Consider the following 14,979-nt stretch of genomic DNA (forward strand, 5'->3'; position numbering starts at 1 on the left):
GCAGGGTGATTGTGCGCGGACCGCTTCCCTCTCGCCAAAGCGGTGAAATGGGCGTAGAGGGGGCTCATGCTGAAACCCATGCCCCTTGCCGAGGCTAAGAGCCTGCCGTTCTGGCGCCGCCCCATCACGCTGTTGTTCATGATGGCGCTGACCATGCCCATTGCGTTCAACGCATGGAGCGCGCTGCTGAACAACTTCGTTATTGAGGTGGCGAATTTTGATGGCGCGGATATCGGTCTGCTGCATACCGTGCGCGAGATTCCGGGGTTTCTGGCGGTTGGCGTGATTGCCGTCATCATTTTCATTCGCGAGCAGGTGCTGGCGATGATCTCTCTGATGATGCTTGGTGTCGCAACGGCGGTGACCGCTTGGTTCCCCAGCCTGGGCGGGTTGCTTTTCGTGACCTTGTTCAGCTCGATCGGGTTCCATTACTACGAGACCGTGAACCAGTCGCTTCAATTGCAGTGGCTGCCCAAGGATCGTGCTCCGCAGGTGCTGGGATGGCTGGTTGCGATGGGATCGGCGGCGACCATGGTGGTGTATGGGCTGATCGTACTGACCTGGGATCGCTTTGATCTGTCCTACAACTTTGTATTCATGGCGTCGGGTGGTGTTACGGCTGCGCTGGCCCTGTTCTGTCTGTTCGCCTATCCGCAATTCGATGCGCCCACGCCGCAGACCAAGAAGCTGATCCTGCGCCGCCGGTATTGGCTGTATTATGCATTGCAGTTCATGGCAGGCGCGCGGCGGCAGATATTTGTCGTCTTTGCCGGGTTCATGATGGTCGAGAAATTCGGCTTTGAAGTGCATGAGCTCACCAGCCTTTACCTGATCAACCTGATGATCAACATGATGGCCGCCCCATTGCTGGGAAAGGCGGTTGCAAAGTTCGGTGAGCGGCGCACGCTGATATTCGAATACACCGGTCTGGCCATCGTGTTCGCAGCCTATGGCGGCATCTATTGGTTCGGCTGGGGTGTTCTGCTTGCGGCGACCCTTTATGTGATCGACCACGTGCTGTTTGCGCTGGCTTTGGCGTTGAAAACCTATTTCCAGAAAATCGCCGACCCTGCTGATATCGCGCCGACCGCTGCGGTGGCCTTCACGATCAATCATATTGCGGCGGTGTTTTTGCCCGCTTTGCTTGGCCTGCTTTGGGTCGTGTCGCCGGGCGCCGTGTTTGGCCTGGCCACGGCGATGGCGATCGTTTCGCTGCTGCTGTCCCTGTTGATCCCGCGTCACCCCGAGCCGGGCAACGAAACCATCCTGACCAAATACGCTCCGGCCCCTGCGGAATAGGCCTCGGCGCTTGACCTTGACGGCGCGGCGTCCTAGGCGCGGTGTCAATCGAGACAGGAGGCCCCAATGCCCACATTCACCGCACTGACGACGCTGACAGGTAAGAAGGCCGCCGAAGGTCTGGGCGAGGCGATGGAACGTCTGGAGCCGGAACCAACCGGCGTTGGTGTGTTCGAGGTCGAAGACGGATCCGGCCTGTGGGAGGTCGGCGGATATTTCACCGAAGCCCCGGACGAAACCGCACTGGCGGTTTTGGCCGCGGCATTCGACGCCAAACCGTTTGTTGTTTCAGAGCTGCCGGAAACCGACTGGGTTGCGCATGTGCGACGCGAGCTTGCGCCCGTCGAGGCGGGGCGTTTCTTTGTCTATGGAAGCCATGATGCCGACAAGCTGCCCGAAGGCCGCATCCCTTTGCTGATCGAGGCCGCAATGGCCTTTGGCACCGGCCACCATGGTACGACGTTGGGTTGCCTCAAGGCCTTTGACAGATTGCTGGACGAAGGCTTCACCGCGACGAAAGTGGCGGATATCGGCTGCGGCACCGCCGTTCTGGCCATGGCCGCAGCCCGGGTCTGGGACGGTGACATCATTGCCAGCGACATTGATGAAGTGGCCGTTGACGTGGCCGAAGCCAACCTCAAGGCGAACGGGATGTCCGGTGCCGTGCAGTGCGTGGAAGCCGCGGGTTTCGATCACCCCGATCTCAGGGCTCACGCGCCCTACGACCTGATCTTTGCCAATATTCTCAAAGGTCCTCTGGTCGCCCTCTCGCCGGAAATCGCGGCGAATCTGCGTCCCGGAGGGTATGCAATCCTGTCGGGGATCCTCAACGAACAGGCCGATGATGTGGTGTCCGTTTATTCTCAAAATGAGTTCAATCTTGCTCATAGGGATGAGATTGGTGAGTGGACGACCCTAATCTTAATGAAACAGGGCGCAAACTAGGCCATTTGCAGGAGTTTTGTGGAATTTTGCCACGTTTTTGTCGTAATCTCTTTTTACCGTTTTCTGACTGAAGTCGAGGGGGGCGGTTTTTGGAGGCTGCCATGACGGGTAAACAACTGGAGTTCACTCAGCGCGTTAATCGCCTGAACAAAAAACATCAAAAGATGAGCCGTGGCTATCGCGCGACGATGCGCAGGGATGGTCTGGTCGTCATGAAACCGCAGCGGGTAAGCTCGGCAGTGCCGGCCAGGGTGCTGTTGCTTACGCTGTTGGGTGTCATAGCGTTCAAAGCGTTTCTTTTGTCCAGCCTTGGCCCGACCGGATACCAATACCGGATCGACAGTTTGAACGAAGGCACATCGGTCGAAAAAGCAGGTGCCTGGGTGATGCAGATCGACCCGGTGTCACAGGCGATTGCCGCCCAACTCAACAAGATTATGTACTGAATCTCGGTTTTCGGAAAAAAACACCGCGTGCCTGGGGCGCGCGGTGTTTCTGTTTGCCCCTTAAGGGAGGAAGTAGGGGCGAATGCGAGTGGTGGTCGGTATTACCGGCGACCTTGAGCGATGGCGTCGATGTCGCCACGGCACAGGCCGATATCTTCCAGTTCACGATCGCTCAGACCGGTCAGCGCGTTGCGGGTAACGCGGGCGTCATTCCATTCGACGGCGGCGTTCACGGCCGATACAAAAAATGCGCCGATACGGCCAACGAGGCCGAACGAGCCAGTGGAGGCGAAGCGGGTGGTGTCCAGTGCAGCCATATCCTGTTTCCTTCTGGTTGGTGTTCACTTTGCAGTCTTGCGATCTGCCCGGCATCTAGTGCCGCCAAATCACCTGCACAAGTTCAGTTTTTGCATGTGTCCTATGCGTTTCCTGCAATGCTCGAAAAGGCTGAAATCCCCTTAAAAAATTGGTGAAAACGCGTTCACAAAAGTGTCGAATTCAGACTTTTTGAAGTCGCAAATGGCGCGTTGAGTCGCCCATGGGACAGGTGTGTCGTTTTCAGGCCTTGGGTCAATTCGCTTGGAAAATGTTCACGCTTCGTGCTAGGCGTTGGAAAAAGATCACAGAACCCGAGCAGGCCGAGGCAAAACATGCGAATTCTGGGCATTGATCCGGGGCTTAGGACCCTGGGGTGGGGCGTCATCGAATCAAATGGCAGCCGCCTGAGTCATGTGGCCAACGGTTTGTGCAAGTCGGATGGGGATGATCTGGGTGAGCGGCTGCTGTCTCTTCACAACCAGATTGTCGAAGTCATCGCCGATCACCGACCGGACCAGGCGGCCATCGAACAGACCTTTGTGAACAAGGATGGCGCCGGTACGCTCAAACTGGGCCAGGCGCGGGGTGTTGCGCTGCTGACGCTGGCACAGGCCGGATTGCCGGTGGGGGAATACGCACCCAACCGCGTCAAAAAGACCGTGGTTGGTGTGGGTCATGCCGAGAAAGAGCAGGTGCTGCACATGGTCAAACTGCAATTGCCCGGATGTCAGCCCAAAGGGCCGGATGCGGCAGATGCTCTGGCGATTGCGATCTGCCATGCCTATTACGGCAAGACGCAACAGGTGCGTGTGAAAGAGGTGCGGGCATGATTGGCAAACTGACAGGTCGCTTGGACTACCGCGCGGCGGATCACGTGCTGATCGATGTGCGTGGCGTTGGCTACATCGTCTATTGCTCTGATCGGACCATGGCCGCACTGCCGGGTGTGGGCGAGGCGGTTTCGATCTATACGGATATGGTCGTGCGCGAGGACCTGATGCAGCTTTATGGCTTTCTCTCGCTGGTCGAGAAGGAATGGCACCGCCTTTTGTGCTCGGTTCAGGGGGTCGGAGCGAAAGTCTCTCTGGCGATCCTCAGCGCGCTGGGGCCGGACGGTGTCAGCCGCGCAATCGCACTGGGAGATTGGGCGGCGGTCAAGGCGGCGAAAGGCGTGGGGCCGAAAACGGCGCAGCGGATTGTTCTGGACCTCAAGGACAAGGCGCCGGGCGTCATGGCCATGGGTGGCACGGTGACCGATGCTATGGATGGCCCTTCGATCGAAGTTGTCGAGCCTGTCGAGGCAGCGCCTGTTGCGAAGCGAACGCCAAAACCGGCCTCCGGGGCCGCTGCGGCATCAGCGGGTGCGCTGTCAGCCTTGTCCAATCTGGGTTATGGGCCGTCGGATGCAGCAGCCGCGGTTGCCGAGGCGGCCGCCAACAACCCGGATGCAGACGAAGCGGGTTTGATCCGTGCTGCCCTGCAATTGCTGGCTCCGAAAGGCTGAATGAATGGTAGACGCTGATCCCACTGTGCGCCCGGACCCATTGCCCGAGGACAACGACCGCGCATTGCGCCCGCAGGGCTTGGATGAGTTCATCGGTCAGGCCGAGGCACGCGCCAATCTGCGCATCTTCATCCAATCTGCCCGCCAACGGGGCGAGGCGATGGATCACACGTTGTTCCATGGCCCTCCGGGGTTGGGCAAGACGACGCTGGCGCAGATCATGGCGCGTGAACTGGGGGTGAATTTTCGCATGACGTCCGGGCCGGTTCTGGCGAAAGCGGGTGATCTGGCTGCGATCCTGACCAATCTCGAAGCACGTGATGTCCTGTTCATCGACGAAATCCACCGCCTGAACCCGGCGGTGGAAGAGGTGCTTTACCCCGCGATGGAAGATTTCGAGCTTGATCTGGTGATCGGCGAGGGGCCCGCTGCGCGAACCGTACGGATCGAGTTGCAACCCTTCACGCTTGTCGGGGCCACGACGCGCATGGGTTTGCTGACCACACCTTTGCGCGACCGGTTTGGTATTCCGACCCGGTTGCAGTTCTACACCGTGGACGAGCTGCATGAGATCGTAACCCGAAACGCGCGGAAACTCGGCGCTCCGGCGGATGATGAGGGCGCACGCGAGATTGCGCGCAGGTCGCGCGGGACACCGCGCATCGCCGGACGTCTGCTGCGCCGGGTGGTGGACTTCGCCATTGTCGAAGGGGATGGGCGGATCACGCGCGGTCTTGCGGATGGCGCACTGACGCGCCTGGGTGTAGACAAACTGGGGCTGGATGGCGCCGACCGGCGTTATCTGAAACTGATCGCCGAAAACTATGCCGGCGGGCCGGTTGGGATTGAGACCTTGTCGGCGGCGCTATCGGAAAGCCGGGATTCGCTGGAAGAAGTGATCGAGCCCTATCTGTTGCAACAGGGGTTGATCCAGCGAACACCGCGTGGGCGGATGTTGGCGCAGAAGGCCTGGACGCATTTGGGAATGGCTGCGCCCAAGCGGCAGAGCGATCTGTTTGGTTGAAGCTTGCGCTTGGAAAATTTATGCCTTCGGCGAGAGTATTTTCGAAAAGATGAAGGGCGGGGCGTGACACCGGAAGAGATTGAGGCGCTGTTCACGCGCGAAAGCGGTGAGTTTCTGTTTGCGCGTTGGGGGCGGCCGATCGTGCCGATTGTGTTTGGTGTTGAAGATGAAACGCTGTCCACTGTGAAGGGTGCCTTCGAGGCGGTTGTCACCTTGGCCGGTCACAAAATGGCCGAAACCGACCCCGAGCTTGGTGCCAACTGCATGATCTTCTTCTTTCGGGATTGGCAAGAGCTGCTGGACGTGCCGGATCTTGATCGTCTGATTCCCGAACTGGCACCGTTGGTCGGGCGCTTGGTTGAAGCGGATGCAAACCAGTACCGCATTTTCCGGTTCGAAGAAGATGGCGCGATCCGAGCGGCTTTTGTTTTTCTGCGCATGGACACGCAGTTGTCCAAGATACCGGCGGAAACGCTGGCGCTGAGCCAGGTGGTGCAGACCATCCTGCTTTGGTCCGATACTGCGTTTCGGACGCAATCTCCGTTGGCTGTGGCAGGTGAAATGACGATCCTGCGCCCCGATATTGCTGCGTTGATTCGGGCAGCCTATGATCCGGTTTTGCCGGGTTCTGCGCAGGATGCGTCTCATGCGCTCAGGTTGTTTGCCCGGCTGGAGCCACTGCAATGAAACATACCTATCCGGTTCGCGTATATTATGAAGACACCGACATGGGGGGCGTCGTCTATCACGCGAACTATTTGCGGTATATCGAACGTGCGCGTTCGGATTGGGTGCGCAATCTGGGCAATGACCAGAACGCGATGCGGGAAGAGGGCATTGTGTGGGTCGTGCGGCGGGTCGAGGCCGATTACCTTGCGACCGCCAGGTTTGATGACGAGTTGATCGTTGAAACCGAAGTCACGGAAATCTCGGGTGTGCGGCTGACCATGGCGCAGCTGGTCCGGCGTGGCGAGACCGAGATTTTTCGCGCCTCGGTCACTGCCGTTTGCATCAACAAGGACGGCAGGCCGATCCGGCTTCCGGCAGAGATTCGCGCATTGATGTAACAATTTGCGTCTCAGGGGTGGTTCTGTTGGCATTTCAGCCCCAACTGCGTTAGCGTTTGGCAAAACAAGGCCAAACAAACGGCCGTCAGGCAAAACAAAGAGCAGGTTCATGGAAGCTGAAACGCTGGCGCTGGCGCAGGAGATCGATTTCTCCATGTGGGGGCTGTATGCCCGCGCGACCTTTATCGTCAAATTGGTGATGTTGATGCTGATCGGCGCATCCATCTGGTCCTGGGGCATCATCATCCAGAAGCTGATCAATTACCGCGCGGCCCGTCGCGAGGCGCAGGCATTTGACGAGAGCTTTTGGTCCGGCAGCCCTTTGGACGAGTTGTTCGAGCAGATCGGAACCCAGCCGGATGGCAGTTCCGAAAAGATTTTTGCTGCCGGCATGATTGAATGGCGCAGGTCGCACCGAAATGACGGGGGATTGATTGCCGGAGCGACCGCGCGGATAGACCGGTCCATGGATGTGGCCATTGCGAAAGAGGCAGAGACTTTGCAGAAAGGTCTGCCCATTCTGGCCACGGTTGGATCGACTGCGCCGTTCATCGGCCTGTTTGGTACCGTCTGGGGCATCATGAATGCCTTTATCGAAATCGCAGAGCAGCAGAATACCAACCTGGCGGTCGTGGCCCCAGGTATTGCCGAGGCCCTCATGGCGACGGGGCTGGGCCTTCTGGCGGCGATCCCGGCAGTAATTTTTTACAACAAGCTCAGTGCAGACTGTGACCGCATCGTGGGCGGGTACGAAGCCTTTGCCGATGAATTCGCCACCATCCTGTCGCGCCAGTTGGACAGCTGACAATGGGCGCGGCGGTTCAGCAATCCTCGGGTGGAAACGGGCGCAGACGCGGTCGACGTCGCGGTCGCGCGCAGCCCATGGCCGAGATCAACGTGACCCCGTTTGTGGATGTCATGCTGGTTTTGCTGATTATCTTCATGGTGGCCGCGCCACTGCTGACCGTCGGTGTTCCGGTGGATCTGCCCAAGACCGCTGCCAGTGCTTTGCCCGGTGACAATGAAGAACCGTTGACCGTGACCCTGACGGCAGATGGACGGGTGCAAATTCAAACAACTGACGTGTTGCGCGAAGAGCTGATCGGCAAACTGCGTGCCATCGCCGCAGAGCGGAGCAGTGACCGGGTTTTCCTGCGCGCCGATGGCGCGATTCCTTACGCGCAGGTCATGCAGGTCATGGGTGCACTGAACGCAGGCGGGTTTTCCAACGTTGGGCTTGTGACCGATACGGGCGGGCCGACGCTGGATGAAGGTGGAGAGTGAGGCCGCACGGTGGATACCGGCACCAAGATTTCGGCGATTGCGCATGTCAGCCTGATCGGAGCGGCGCTGTTCAGCGGCACCTTCCGGTCCGAGCCGTTGCCGATGGCCGTACAGGATGTGACCGTGATCACCGCTGAACAATTCGCGGCCATGACGGCGCAGCGGGATGCGCCTGCGATCCAGGAGGTGCCGACGGCATTGCAACAGCCGCCCGAACCACAGGCTGAGACCAAGCCGCCCGAACCTGTAGTCGAGGAACAGCCGCGCCCTGAACCCGTCGTGCCCGCCGAACCCGAACCTGAGCCCGCTCCTGTTATCGTCGAAGCGCCGCCGGAACCGGACGTGCCGGATGAGCCGCCGGTACTGACAGAGCCCGAGGTCGAACCTGTTGCACAGCCTGTGCCACCAGGGCCCGAGGCGCAGCCGCGCCCGTCGGATCGTGTCGCCCCCGAGGCCATAGCGCCACCACCGCCCGAGGCAAAACCGGATGATTTCGAAACGCCGCCGGTGTCTCTGGACGAAGGCGCCGAGGTTCAGCAGGAACAACAGGATCAGACTGCGCCGGAAGAAGCGGCCCCCGAAATCGTGACCGAGGCAGAGGAAACCAAAGAGCAGTCTCCGCTTACGTCACCGCGACCGCGGGTGCGTCCGAACCGCCCAAGCCCACCGCCCGAACCTGTTGTGGCGCAGACGCCCGAGGCGGCACCTGAACCTGACGCGCAGGCCGACGAGGCCGCGATCAATGACGCTCTGGCCGAAGCTTTGGGCGGCGGAACCGAGCCTTCCGGCCCACCGCTGACCAGCGGCGAGAAGGACGCAATGCGACTGGCCGTGTCCAAATGCTGGAACGTGGGCTCTTTGTCTACGGATGCGCTGAGCACCGTGGTCGTTGTGGCTTTTTCGCTGAACCGTGATGGTACGGTTGTGGATGGCAGCATTCGGATGCTGGACAGTTCTGGTGGGTCTGCTGGCGCGGCCAATCAGGCCTATCAGGCCGCCCGGCGCGCGATTTTGCGCTGCGGGGCCAGAGGATATGACTTGCCTGCTGACAAATACGCTCATTGGCAGGATGTTGAGATTACATTCAATCCCGAGAGGATGCGGATCAAATGATGAAACTTCTGACCAGCCTCTTTGTCGGCCTGACGCTGATGTCTGCGCCGGTTCTTGCACAGAACGGTCCCCTGCGACTGGAGTTGGACCAGGGCATTATCGAACCCTTGCCCTTTGCGGTACCGAACTTTGTCCCCGATGGCCCGTCAGCGTCGCAATATGCACAGGACATCTCGCGCGTGGTGGCGGCTGATCTGACGGGAACGGGGTTGTTCCGCGAGATCTCTTCGGATGCCTTCATCAGTCCGGTCAGCAGTTTCGAAGCTCCGGTTCAGTTTGCCGATTGGAAAGCGATCAATGCGGATGCGCTGATCACGGGGGCGGTCAATGTTTCGGGCAAGAACCTTACGGTTCGGTTCCGGGTCTGGGATGTGTTTTCGGGTCAGGAACTGGGCAATGGGTTGCAACTGGCGGGTACCACCGAAGGTTGGCGGCGTATGGCGCATAAGGTGGCGGACCAAGTTTATAGCCGGATCACAGGTGAGGGCGGGTATTTCGACAGCCGTGTGGCCTTCGTTTCGGAAAGCGGGCCGAAAAACCAGCGCCTGAAGCGACTGGCGATCATGGATTATGACGGGGCGAATGTGCAGTACATGACTGACAGTGCCGCAATCGTTCTGGCGCCGCGTTTTTCGCCTACCGGCGATCGTTTGCTTTACACCAGCTATGAAAGCGGCAGCCCGCGCATCTATGTTCTGGACGTGGGCCGCGTAAAACGGCAGGAGCTGAAGACGCAGGACGGAACCATGAGTTTTTCGCCCCGCTTTTCGCCAGATGGCCGGTCGATCGTGTATTCTCTGATTCAAGGCGGAAACACGGATCTGTGGAAAATGGATCTGGCCTCGGGGAAAAGCACCCGTCTGACCAACACTCCGGCGATTGAAACCGCACCCAGCTATTCGCCGGATGGCAGCCGGATCGTGTTTGAAAGCGACCGTTCTGGTACGCCGCAGCTTTACGTTATGCCCGCGAATGGCGGCGAGGCAACGCGGATCAGCTTTGGCGCAGGTCGTTACGGCACGCCGGTATGGTCGCCGCGCGGCGATCTGATTGCCTTTACCAAGCAAAATCAGGGCCGCTTCCACATTGGGGTGATGCGCACGGACGGATCAGAGGAACGCTTGTTGACCGCCTCGTTTCTGGATGAAGGCCCAACCTGGTCGCCCAATGGCCGCGTCATCATGTTCACCCGTGAAACGCAAGGTGCCAGTGGCCGGGCCTCGCTGTATTCGGTGGACATCTCGGGTCGCAACCTGCGCCCTGTGCGTACCCCGGATGGCGGCAGTGATCCGTCATGGGGCCCACTACAGAATTGATCGCAGCAAAGTTCACAACGAATCGTCGCTGTGGTAGACAGGCGGCAATAATCAAAACACGAGGCACTTGAAATGAATGTATTGAGCAAAGTCCTGGCGTGGGGCGCGCTGAGTGTGATCGCCGCCTGTACGAACAATGACCCATCCGCATTGGGCGGTTCCGGTGGCACTGGCGCGATCGTACCGGGCTCGCCCAGTGACCCGCGTTCGCCTGCGTATTTCCAGCAGACCGTCGGAGATCGTGTTCTGTTCGCAGTGGACCAGTCGACCCTGACACCACAGGCGCAGACCGTGTTGCAAGGGCAAGCGGACTGGCTTCTGGCCAATCCGGATTTCGTTGCCACGATCGAAGGTCACGCGGACGAGCAGGGCACCCGCGAATACAACCTTGCGCTGGGTGCGCGTCGCGCAAATGCCGCTCGGGAGTATCTGATTTCGCGCGGTGTTGCAGGCAACCGTCTCAAAACCGTCAGCTACGGCAAGGAGCGCCCGATTGAGATTTGCAGCACCGAGGAGTGCTATTCCAAAAACCGCCGCGCAGTGACGGTGCTGACCGGATCAACGCTGGGGTAAGACGATGCGTATGGCAGGATGGGTATTGGCGGCAGTCATGGCGACGGCCGGTGTTGCACAGGCACAGGATCAACAGACCCTGGCCGACATTCGTCAGGAGCTGACGGTGCTGCATGTGGAAATTCAGCGTCTGAAGCGCGAGTTTTCCACCACAGGATCGCCCGCGCCAAACCTGTCCGGCAGTTCGATTCTCGAACGGGTTGACGCCATTGAAGCGGAACTGCAACGCCTGACCCGTCAGACCGAGCAGCTGAACCAGCGTGTGCAGAACATTGTCTCGGACGGGACCAATCGCATCGGAGATCTGGAGTTCCGCCTGTGCGAGCTGGAGGCAAATTGTGAGATTTCAGGCGAACCGACCAGCACACTGGGCGGAGAGGACGCAGATGTAGGTACGGCCGTCATCACGCCTGCCACACCATCTCAAACCGATCAGGGTGAACTGGCCGTGGGCGAGCGGGCGGATTTCGACGCGGCATCGCAAGCACTGGCCGATGGCGATTACCAGACTGCGGCTGATTTGTTTGCGCAGTTTGACGCGAACTATCCCGGCAGCCCTCTGGCGCCCGAAGCGAATCTGAAACGGGGTCATGCGCTTGAAGGTCTTGGCGACACCCGCGAAGCGGCACGGGCATTCTTGGCAAGCTTTACCGGAGATTCCGAAGGAGCATTTGCCCCCGAGGCCCTGTTCGAGTTGGGCGCGGCGCTGGGGCGTCTGGGGCAGACCGATCAGGCCTGCATCACGCTCAATGAAGTTGGCGTGCGCTTTCCATCCGCACCGGCGTTTGCGGCTGCGACGCAAGAGATGTCTGCGCTGGGGTGTTCTTGAAACGACACGGCGAAAACCTGCTTGCAGAACTTCGCGCCCGGCTTCCCGAAAGGCTTCCGCGTAAACTGGGCGTGGCGGTCTCGGGCGGTGGGGATTCCGTTGCGTTGATGCATCTCTTGCATCAAGTCGCCCAAAACGAAGAGATCACCCTTTTTGTGGCCACAGTCGATCACGGCTTGCGCCCCGGCGCAGCGCAGGAGGCCGTGACAGTGTCCCGCCAGGCCGCTGCATTGGGGTTGCCGCATGACATTTTTCATTGGGCGGGTTGGGACGGATCCGGCAATGTTCAGGATGAGGCCCGCAAGGCGCGTTACAGCCTGCTTGCCGGTTGGGCGCAACAGCGCGGAATCGAGGCCATCGCGTTGGGGCATACAGCGGATGATCAGGCGGAAACGTTGTTGATGCGACTGGGTCGTTCATCAGGTGTCACGGGACTGTCCGGTATGTCGGCAAGTCGGCAACGGGAAGGTGTGACATTGCTGCGACCTATGCTGGGGATCACCCGAAAGGACCTGCGAACCTACCTGTCCGGTATCGGCGCAACATGGGTCGAAGATCCGTCGAATCAGGACCCTCGTTTCGACCGGATCAAGGCACGAGAGGCCTTGTCCGGCCTCAAACCTCTGGGAATTGACGCGCTTTCACTGTCGCGAGTGGCCGACAATCTGGCGCAGGCCCATGCAGCCCTGGGTGTTTTTGCGCAGGAATCCGCAGGGAAGGTCGCCCAGGTCGAACAAGGCGACGTAAGGGTGGACAGGGCCGGTTTTACCGCATTACCCAAGGAAATCCGACGCCGCGTATTGGTAGGATGCATTGCCTGGATCGCAGGGCAGGGATATCCCCCGCGTCAGGCGGCGGTCGAGCAGGCCATGAAGGCCATAACCGACGGGCGGGCGGGTTCGCTCAGCGGCTGCCTGTTGGTGCCAGAAGGGATGAGTGTTTGGATTTGCAGGGAATTCAAGGCCGTGGAGGCTCGGGTTTCGGCACCTGACGAAGCTTGGGATGGCAAATGGGTCTTGGCCGGGCCCGAGATTTCCGGTGCCAAGATCCGCGCTTTGGGTGAAGAGGGGCTGCGACAGGTGCCCGAATGGCGCGAAACAGGCCGCCCCAGGCTGGCCTTGAGCGCGACGCCCGCGGTCTGGAAGGGGGGCGCGGTGCTGGCCGCTCCGCTTGCGGGATTCGCGAACGGATGGCGCGCGGACATGACGCCGGAATGGCCCGAGTTCCACGCATCTTTTTTATCGCATTGAACATACCACAATCCTCTCTATTTTAAGAGGTAACTTGGCAGTTCCTCACCTGCCGGAACTTTTGGGAGAATTTCCTTGGGCAACGCTCGCAATATCGCGTTTTGGGTCGTTCTGTTTCTGCTGATCCTTGCACTGTTCAATCTGTTCAGTGGACCAGGCGGAACGCTTCAGAGCAATGAAAGAACTTACTCCGACTTTGTCGGCGCCGTGCAAAGCGGTGAAGTCAAGAACGTGACACTGGACGGCGAACAGATCCGCTATACCACCGAAAGCGGTGCGACTTACGTCACGATCAAACCCGGCGACGCCGAGGTCACCAAGCTTTTGATCGATGAGAACATCCCGGTTCAGGCGGTCAAGCAACAGCAGTCGGGCTTCCAGTCTTTCCTGATCACGCTCTTGCCCTTCCTGCTGCTGATCGGTGTCTGGGTTTATTTCATGAACCGGATGCAAGGCGGCGGCAAAGGCGGTGCGATGGGCTTTGGCAAGTCGAAGGCCAAGATGCTGACCGAAAAGCATGGCCGCGTCACATTTGACGACGTCGCAGGCATCGACGAAGCCAAGGAAGAGCTGGAAGAGATCGTCGAGTTTCTGCGCAATCCGCAGAAGTTCAGCCGCCTTGGCGGCAAGATCCCGAAAGGCGCGCTGCTGGTCGGCCCTCCGGGTACCGGTAAAACATTGCTGGCCCGAGCCATCGCGGGTGAGGCGGGTGTGCCGTTCTTCACCATTTCGGGGTCCGACTTTGTCGAGATGTTCGTCGGCGTCGGTGCATCCCGTGTCCGGGACATGTTTGAACAGGCCAAGAAGAATGCGCCCTGTATCGTTTTCATCGACGAGATCGACGCCGTGGGCCGCCATCGTGGCGCCGGTTACGGCGGTGGTAACGACGAACGCGAACAGACCCTCAACCAGCTTCTGGTCGAGATGGACGGCTTTGAGGCCAACGAAGGCGTCATCATCCTGGCCGCGACCAACCGCAAGGACGTGCTGGACCCGGCGCTGCTGCGCCCCGGCCGGTTCGACCGCCAGGTGACCGTCGGCAACCCCGACATCAAAGGCCGCGAGAAGATTTTGGGCGTACACGCGCGCAAGACACCTTTGGGGCCCGATGTCGATCTGCGCATCATTGCGCGCGGTACGCCGGGCTTTTCGGGGGCTGATCTGGCAAACCTCGTGAACGAGGCCGCGTTGATGGCCGCCCGCGTGGGTCGCCGCTTTGTCACCATGGAAGATTTCGAGAACGCCAAGGACAAGGTGATGATGGGCGCCGAGCGCCGCTCGATGGTGCTGACACAGGACCAGAAGGAAAAGACCGCCTATCACGAGGCGGGGCATGCCGTTGTCGGTCTGACCCTGCCGCTGTGCGATCCTGTCTACAAAGCCACGATCATTCCGCGCGGTGGTGCGCTGGGTATGGTTGTTTCGCTGCCTGAAATGGATCGCCTGAACTACCACCGTGATGAGTGTGAGCAAAAGCTGGCCATGACCATGGCCGGCAAGGCCGCCGAGGTTATCAAATACGGTGAAGACCACGTTTCGAACGGCCCGGCCGGGGACATCATGCAGGCCAGCCAGTTGGCGCGTGCCATGGTGATGCGCTGGGGAATGTCGGACAAGGTCGGCAACATCGATTATGCCGAGGCTCATGAAGGCTATCAGGGCAACACCGCAGGGTTCTCGGTTTCCGCCCATACGAAAGAGCTGATCGAAGAAGAGGTGAAGCGATTGATTCAGCAGGGTTATGAGCGCGCGCACCAGATTCTGACCGAACGGCACGAAGAATGGGAACGCCTGGCGCAGGGTCTGCTTGAATACGAAACCCTGACTGGGGATGAGATCAAGCGCGTTATGAATGGTGAATCACCCAGCGAGGATGACGAAGGCGACAAGCCGGATGAAGGCAGCGCGCCCAGTGTCACGGCCATTCCCAAGACAAAGGCCAAGAAATCTCCGCCCGATGGCGGAATGGAGCCTGAACCCTCCGCATAGTCAAAAAAAGACCCGGCGCATA

The 14,979-nt window shown here is 59.7% G+C and carries 17 protein-coding genes; 16 read left to right on the top strand and 1 reads right to left on the bottom strand.

The window, feature by feature from the left end; translation table 11 throughout:
- The first annotated feature begins 66 nt into the window (after positions 1–66).
- The 3 genes from ACR0DJ_RS14100 (at position 67) to ACR0DJ_RS14110 (ending at position 2,690) form a co-directional block, all read left to right on the top strand.
- On the top strand, positions 67–1,299 hold the full coding sequence (locus ACR0DJ_RS14100) for an MFS transporter (RefSeq protein ID WP_480685354.1): 1,233 nt from the start codon (positions 67–69) through the stop codon (positions 1,297–1,299).
- A 66-nt stretch (positions 1,300–1,365) separates the two neighbouring features.
- Positions 1,366–2,244 carry a 50S ribosomal protein L11 methyltransferase gene (locus tag ACR0DJ_RS14105; RefSeq protein WP_425079796.1) on the top strand — a complete coding sequence of 293 codons (879 nt, stop codon included), beginning with the start codon at positions 1,366–1,368 and terminating at the stop codon, positions 2,242–2,244.
- A gap of 101 nt (positions 2,245–2,345) precedes the next feature.
- The gene (locus tag ACR0DJ_RS14110; RefSeq protein ID WP_257600209.1) at positions 2,346–2,690 is read left to right on the top strand and encodes a hypothetical protein; all 345 of its coding nucleotides are present in this window, start codon (positions 2,346–2,348) and stop codon (positions 2,688–2,690) included.
- 101 nt (positions 2,691–2,791) lie between these two features.
- Here the strand turns inward: ACR0DJ_RS14110 and ACR0DJ_RS14115 are convergent, their stop codons facing one another.
- Positions 2,792–3,007: a DUF1127 domain-containing protein gene (locus tag ACR0DJ_RS14115; RefSeq protein ID WP_170344966.1), complete on the bottom strand. Its 216-nt coding sequence runs from the start codon at positions 3,005–3,007 to the stop codon at positions 2,792–2,794.
- Positions 3,008–3,340: 333 nt separating this feature from the next.
- On the opposite strand from ACR0DJ_RS14115, the gene ruvC reads away from it, so the two are divergent.
- From ruvC to ftsH, 13 genes are all read left to right on the top strand, one after another.
- Positions 3,341–3,838 carry a crossover junction endodeoxyribonuclease RuvC gene (gene ruvC, locus ACR0DJ_RS14120; RefSeq protein WP_170344967.1) on the top strand — a complete coding sequence of 166 codons (498 nt, stop codon included), beginning with the start codon at positions 3,341–3,343 and terminating at the stop codon, positions 3,836–3,838.
- The gene (ruvA, locus tag ACR0DJ_RS14125; protein WP_170344968.1) at positions 3,835–4,512 is read left to right on the top strand and encodes a Holliday junction branch migration protein RuvA; all 678 of its coding nucleotides are present in this window, start codon (positions 3,835–3,837) and stop codon (positions 4,510–4,512) included. The genes ruvC and ruvA overlap by 4 nt, the downstream gene beginning before the upstream one ends.
- 4 nt (positions 4,513–4,516) lie before the next feature.
- Positions 4,517–5,536, top strand: a complete 1,020-nt coding sequence (gene ruvB / locus ACR0DJ_RS14130) for a Holliday junction branch migration DNA helicase RuvB (RefSeq protein WP_171117487.1) — start codon at positions 4,517–4,519, stop codon at positions 5,534–5,536.
- A 63-nt stretch (positions 5,537–5,599) separates the two neighbouring features.
- On the top strand, positions 5,600–6,223 hold the full coding sequence (locus tag ACR0DJ_RS14135) for a hypothetical protein (RefSeq protein ID WP_171666060.1): 624 nt from the start codon (positions 5,600–5,602) through the stop codon (positions 6,221–6,223).
- Positions 6,220–6,603 (top strand): tol-pal system-associated acyl-CoA thioesterase, encoded by a 384-nt coding sequence (gene ybgC, locus ACR0DJ_RS14140; RefSeq protein WP_425079792.1) that lies wholly within the window; start codon positions 6,220–6,222, stop codon positions 6,601–6,603. The genes ACR0DJ_RS14135 and ybgC overlap by 4 nt, the downstream gene beginning before the upstream one ends.
- Before the next feature lie 109 nt (positions 6,604–6,712).
- Positions 6,713–7,408: a protein TolQ gene (gene tolQ, locus ACR0DJ_RS14145; protein ID WP_480685355.1), complete on the top strand. Its 696-nt coding sequence runs from the start codon at positions 6,713–6,715 to the stop codon at positions 7,406–7,408.
- A gap of 2 nt (positions 7,409–7,410) precedes the next feature.
- On the top strand, positions 7,411–7,887 hold the full coding sequence (tolR, locus tag ACR0DJ_RS14150) for a protein TolR (protein WP_152457226.1): 477 nt from the start codon (positions 7,411–7,413) through the stop codon (positions 7,885–7,887).
- A gap of 9 nt (positions 7,888–7,896) precedes the next feature.
- Positions 7,897–9,000, top strand: coding sequence for an energy transducer TonB (locus tag ACR0DJ_RS14155; RefSeq protein WP_480685356.1), 1,104 nt, complete (start codon positions 7,897–7,899; stop codon positions 8,998–9,000).
- The gene (gene tolB / locus ACR0DJ_RS14160) at positions 8,997–10,316 is read left to right on the top strand and encodes a Tol-Pal system beta propeller repeat protein TolB (protein ID WP_480685357.1); all 1,320 of its coding nucleotides are present in this window, start codon (positions 8,997–8,999) and stop codon (positions 10,314–10,316) included. The genes ACR0DJ_RS14155 and tolB overlap by 4 nt, the downstream gene beginning before the upstream one ends.
- A 72-nt stretch (positions 10,317–10,388) precedes the next feature.
- On the top strand, positions 10,389–10,889 hold the full coding sequence (gene pal, locus ACR0DJ_RS14165) for a peptidoglycan-associated lipoprotein Pal (protein WP_480685358.1): 501 nt from the start codon (positions 10,389–10,391) through the stop codon (positions 10,887–10,889).
- A 4-nt stretch (positions 10,890–10,893) separates the two neighbouring features.
- Positions 10,894–11,718 (top strand): tol-pal system protein YbgF, encoded by an 825-nt coding sequence (ybgF, locus tag ACR0DJ_RS14170; RefSeq protein ID WP_170344976.1) that lies wholly within the window; start codon positions 10,894–10,896, stop codon positions 11,716–11,718.
- Entirely contained in the window at positions 11,709–12,968 is a 1,260-nt protein-coding gene (tilS, locus tag ACR0DJ_RS14175) for a tRNA lysidine(34) synthetase TilS (RefSeq protein ID WP_480685359.1), read from the top strand. The genes ybgF and tilS overlap by 10 nt, the downstream gene beginning before the upstream one ends.
- A 75-nt stretch (positions 12,969–13,043) precedes the next feature.
- The gene (gene ftsH / locus ACR0DJ_RS14180; RefSeq protein WP_257600215.1) at positions 13,044–14,957 is read left to right on the top strand and encodes an ATP-dependent zinc metalloprotease FtsH; all 1,914 of its coding nucleotides are present in this window, start codon (positions 13,044–13,046) and stop codon (positions 14,955–14,957) included.
- The last annotated feature ends 22 nt before the right edge of the window (positions 14,958–14,979 follow it).

This window comes from Ruegeria sp. BF10, from assembly GCF_056538725.1.

Excerpts from the sequence above, each read along its gene's own strand:
- ACR0DJ_RS14100 (WP_480685354.1), top strand. The coding sequence starts at position 67 with ATGCTGAAACCCATGCCCCTTGCCGAGGCTAAGAGCCTGCCGTTCTGG.
- ACR0DJ_RS14105 (WP_425079796.1), top strand. The coding sequence starts at position 1,366 with ATGCCCACATTCACCGCACTGACGACGCTGACAGGTAAGAAGGCCGCC.
- ACR0DJ_RS14110 (WP_257600209.1), top strand. The coding sequence starts at position 2,346 with ATGACGGGTAAACAACTGGAGTTCACTCAGCGCGTTAATCGCCTGAAC.
- ACR0DJ_RS14115 (WP_170344966.1), bottom strand. The coding sequence starts at position 3,007 with ATGGCTGCACTGGACACCACCCGCTTCGCCTCCACTGGCTCGTTCGGC.
- ruvC (WP_170344967.1), top strand. The coding sequence starts at position 3,341 with ATGCGAATTCTGGGCATTGATCCGGGGCTTAGGACCCTGGGGTGGGGC.
- ruvA (WP_170344968.1), top strand. The coding sequence starts at position 3,835 with ATGATTGGCAAACTGACAGGTCGCTTGGACTACCGCGCGGCGGATCAC.
- ruvB (WP_171117487.1), top strand. The coding sequence starts at position 4,517 with ATGGTAGACGCTGATCCCACTGTGCGCCCGGACCCATTGCCCGAGGAC.
- ybgC (WP_425079792.1), top strand. The coding sequence starts at position 6,220 with ATGAAACATACCTATCCGGTTCGCGTATATTATGAAGACACCGACATG.
- tolQ (WP_480685355.1), top strand. The coding sequence starts at position 6,713 with ATGGAAGCTGAAACGCTGGCGCTGGCGCAGGAGATCGATTTCTCCATG.
- tolR (WP_152457226.1), top strand. The coding sequence starts at position 7,411 with ATGGGCGCGGCGGTTCAGCAATCCTCGGGTGGAAACGGGCGCAGACGC.
- tolB (WP_480685357.1), top strand. The coding sequence starts at position 8,997 with ATGATGAAACTTCTGACCAGCCTCTTTGTCGGCCTGACGCTGATGTCT.
- pal (WP_480685358.1), top strand. The coding sequence starts at position 10,389 with ATGAATGTATTGAGCAAAGTCCTGGCGTGGGGCGCGCTGAGTGTGATC.
- ybgF (WP_170344976.1), top strand. The coding sequence starts at position 10,894 with ATGCGTATGGCAGGATGGGTATTGGCGGCAGTCATGGCGACGGCCGGT.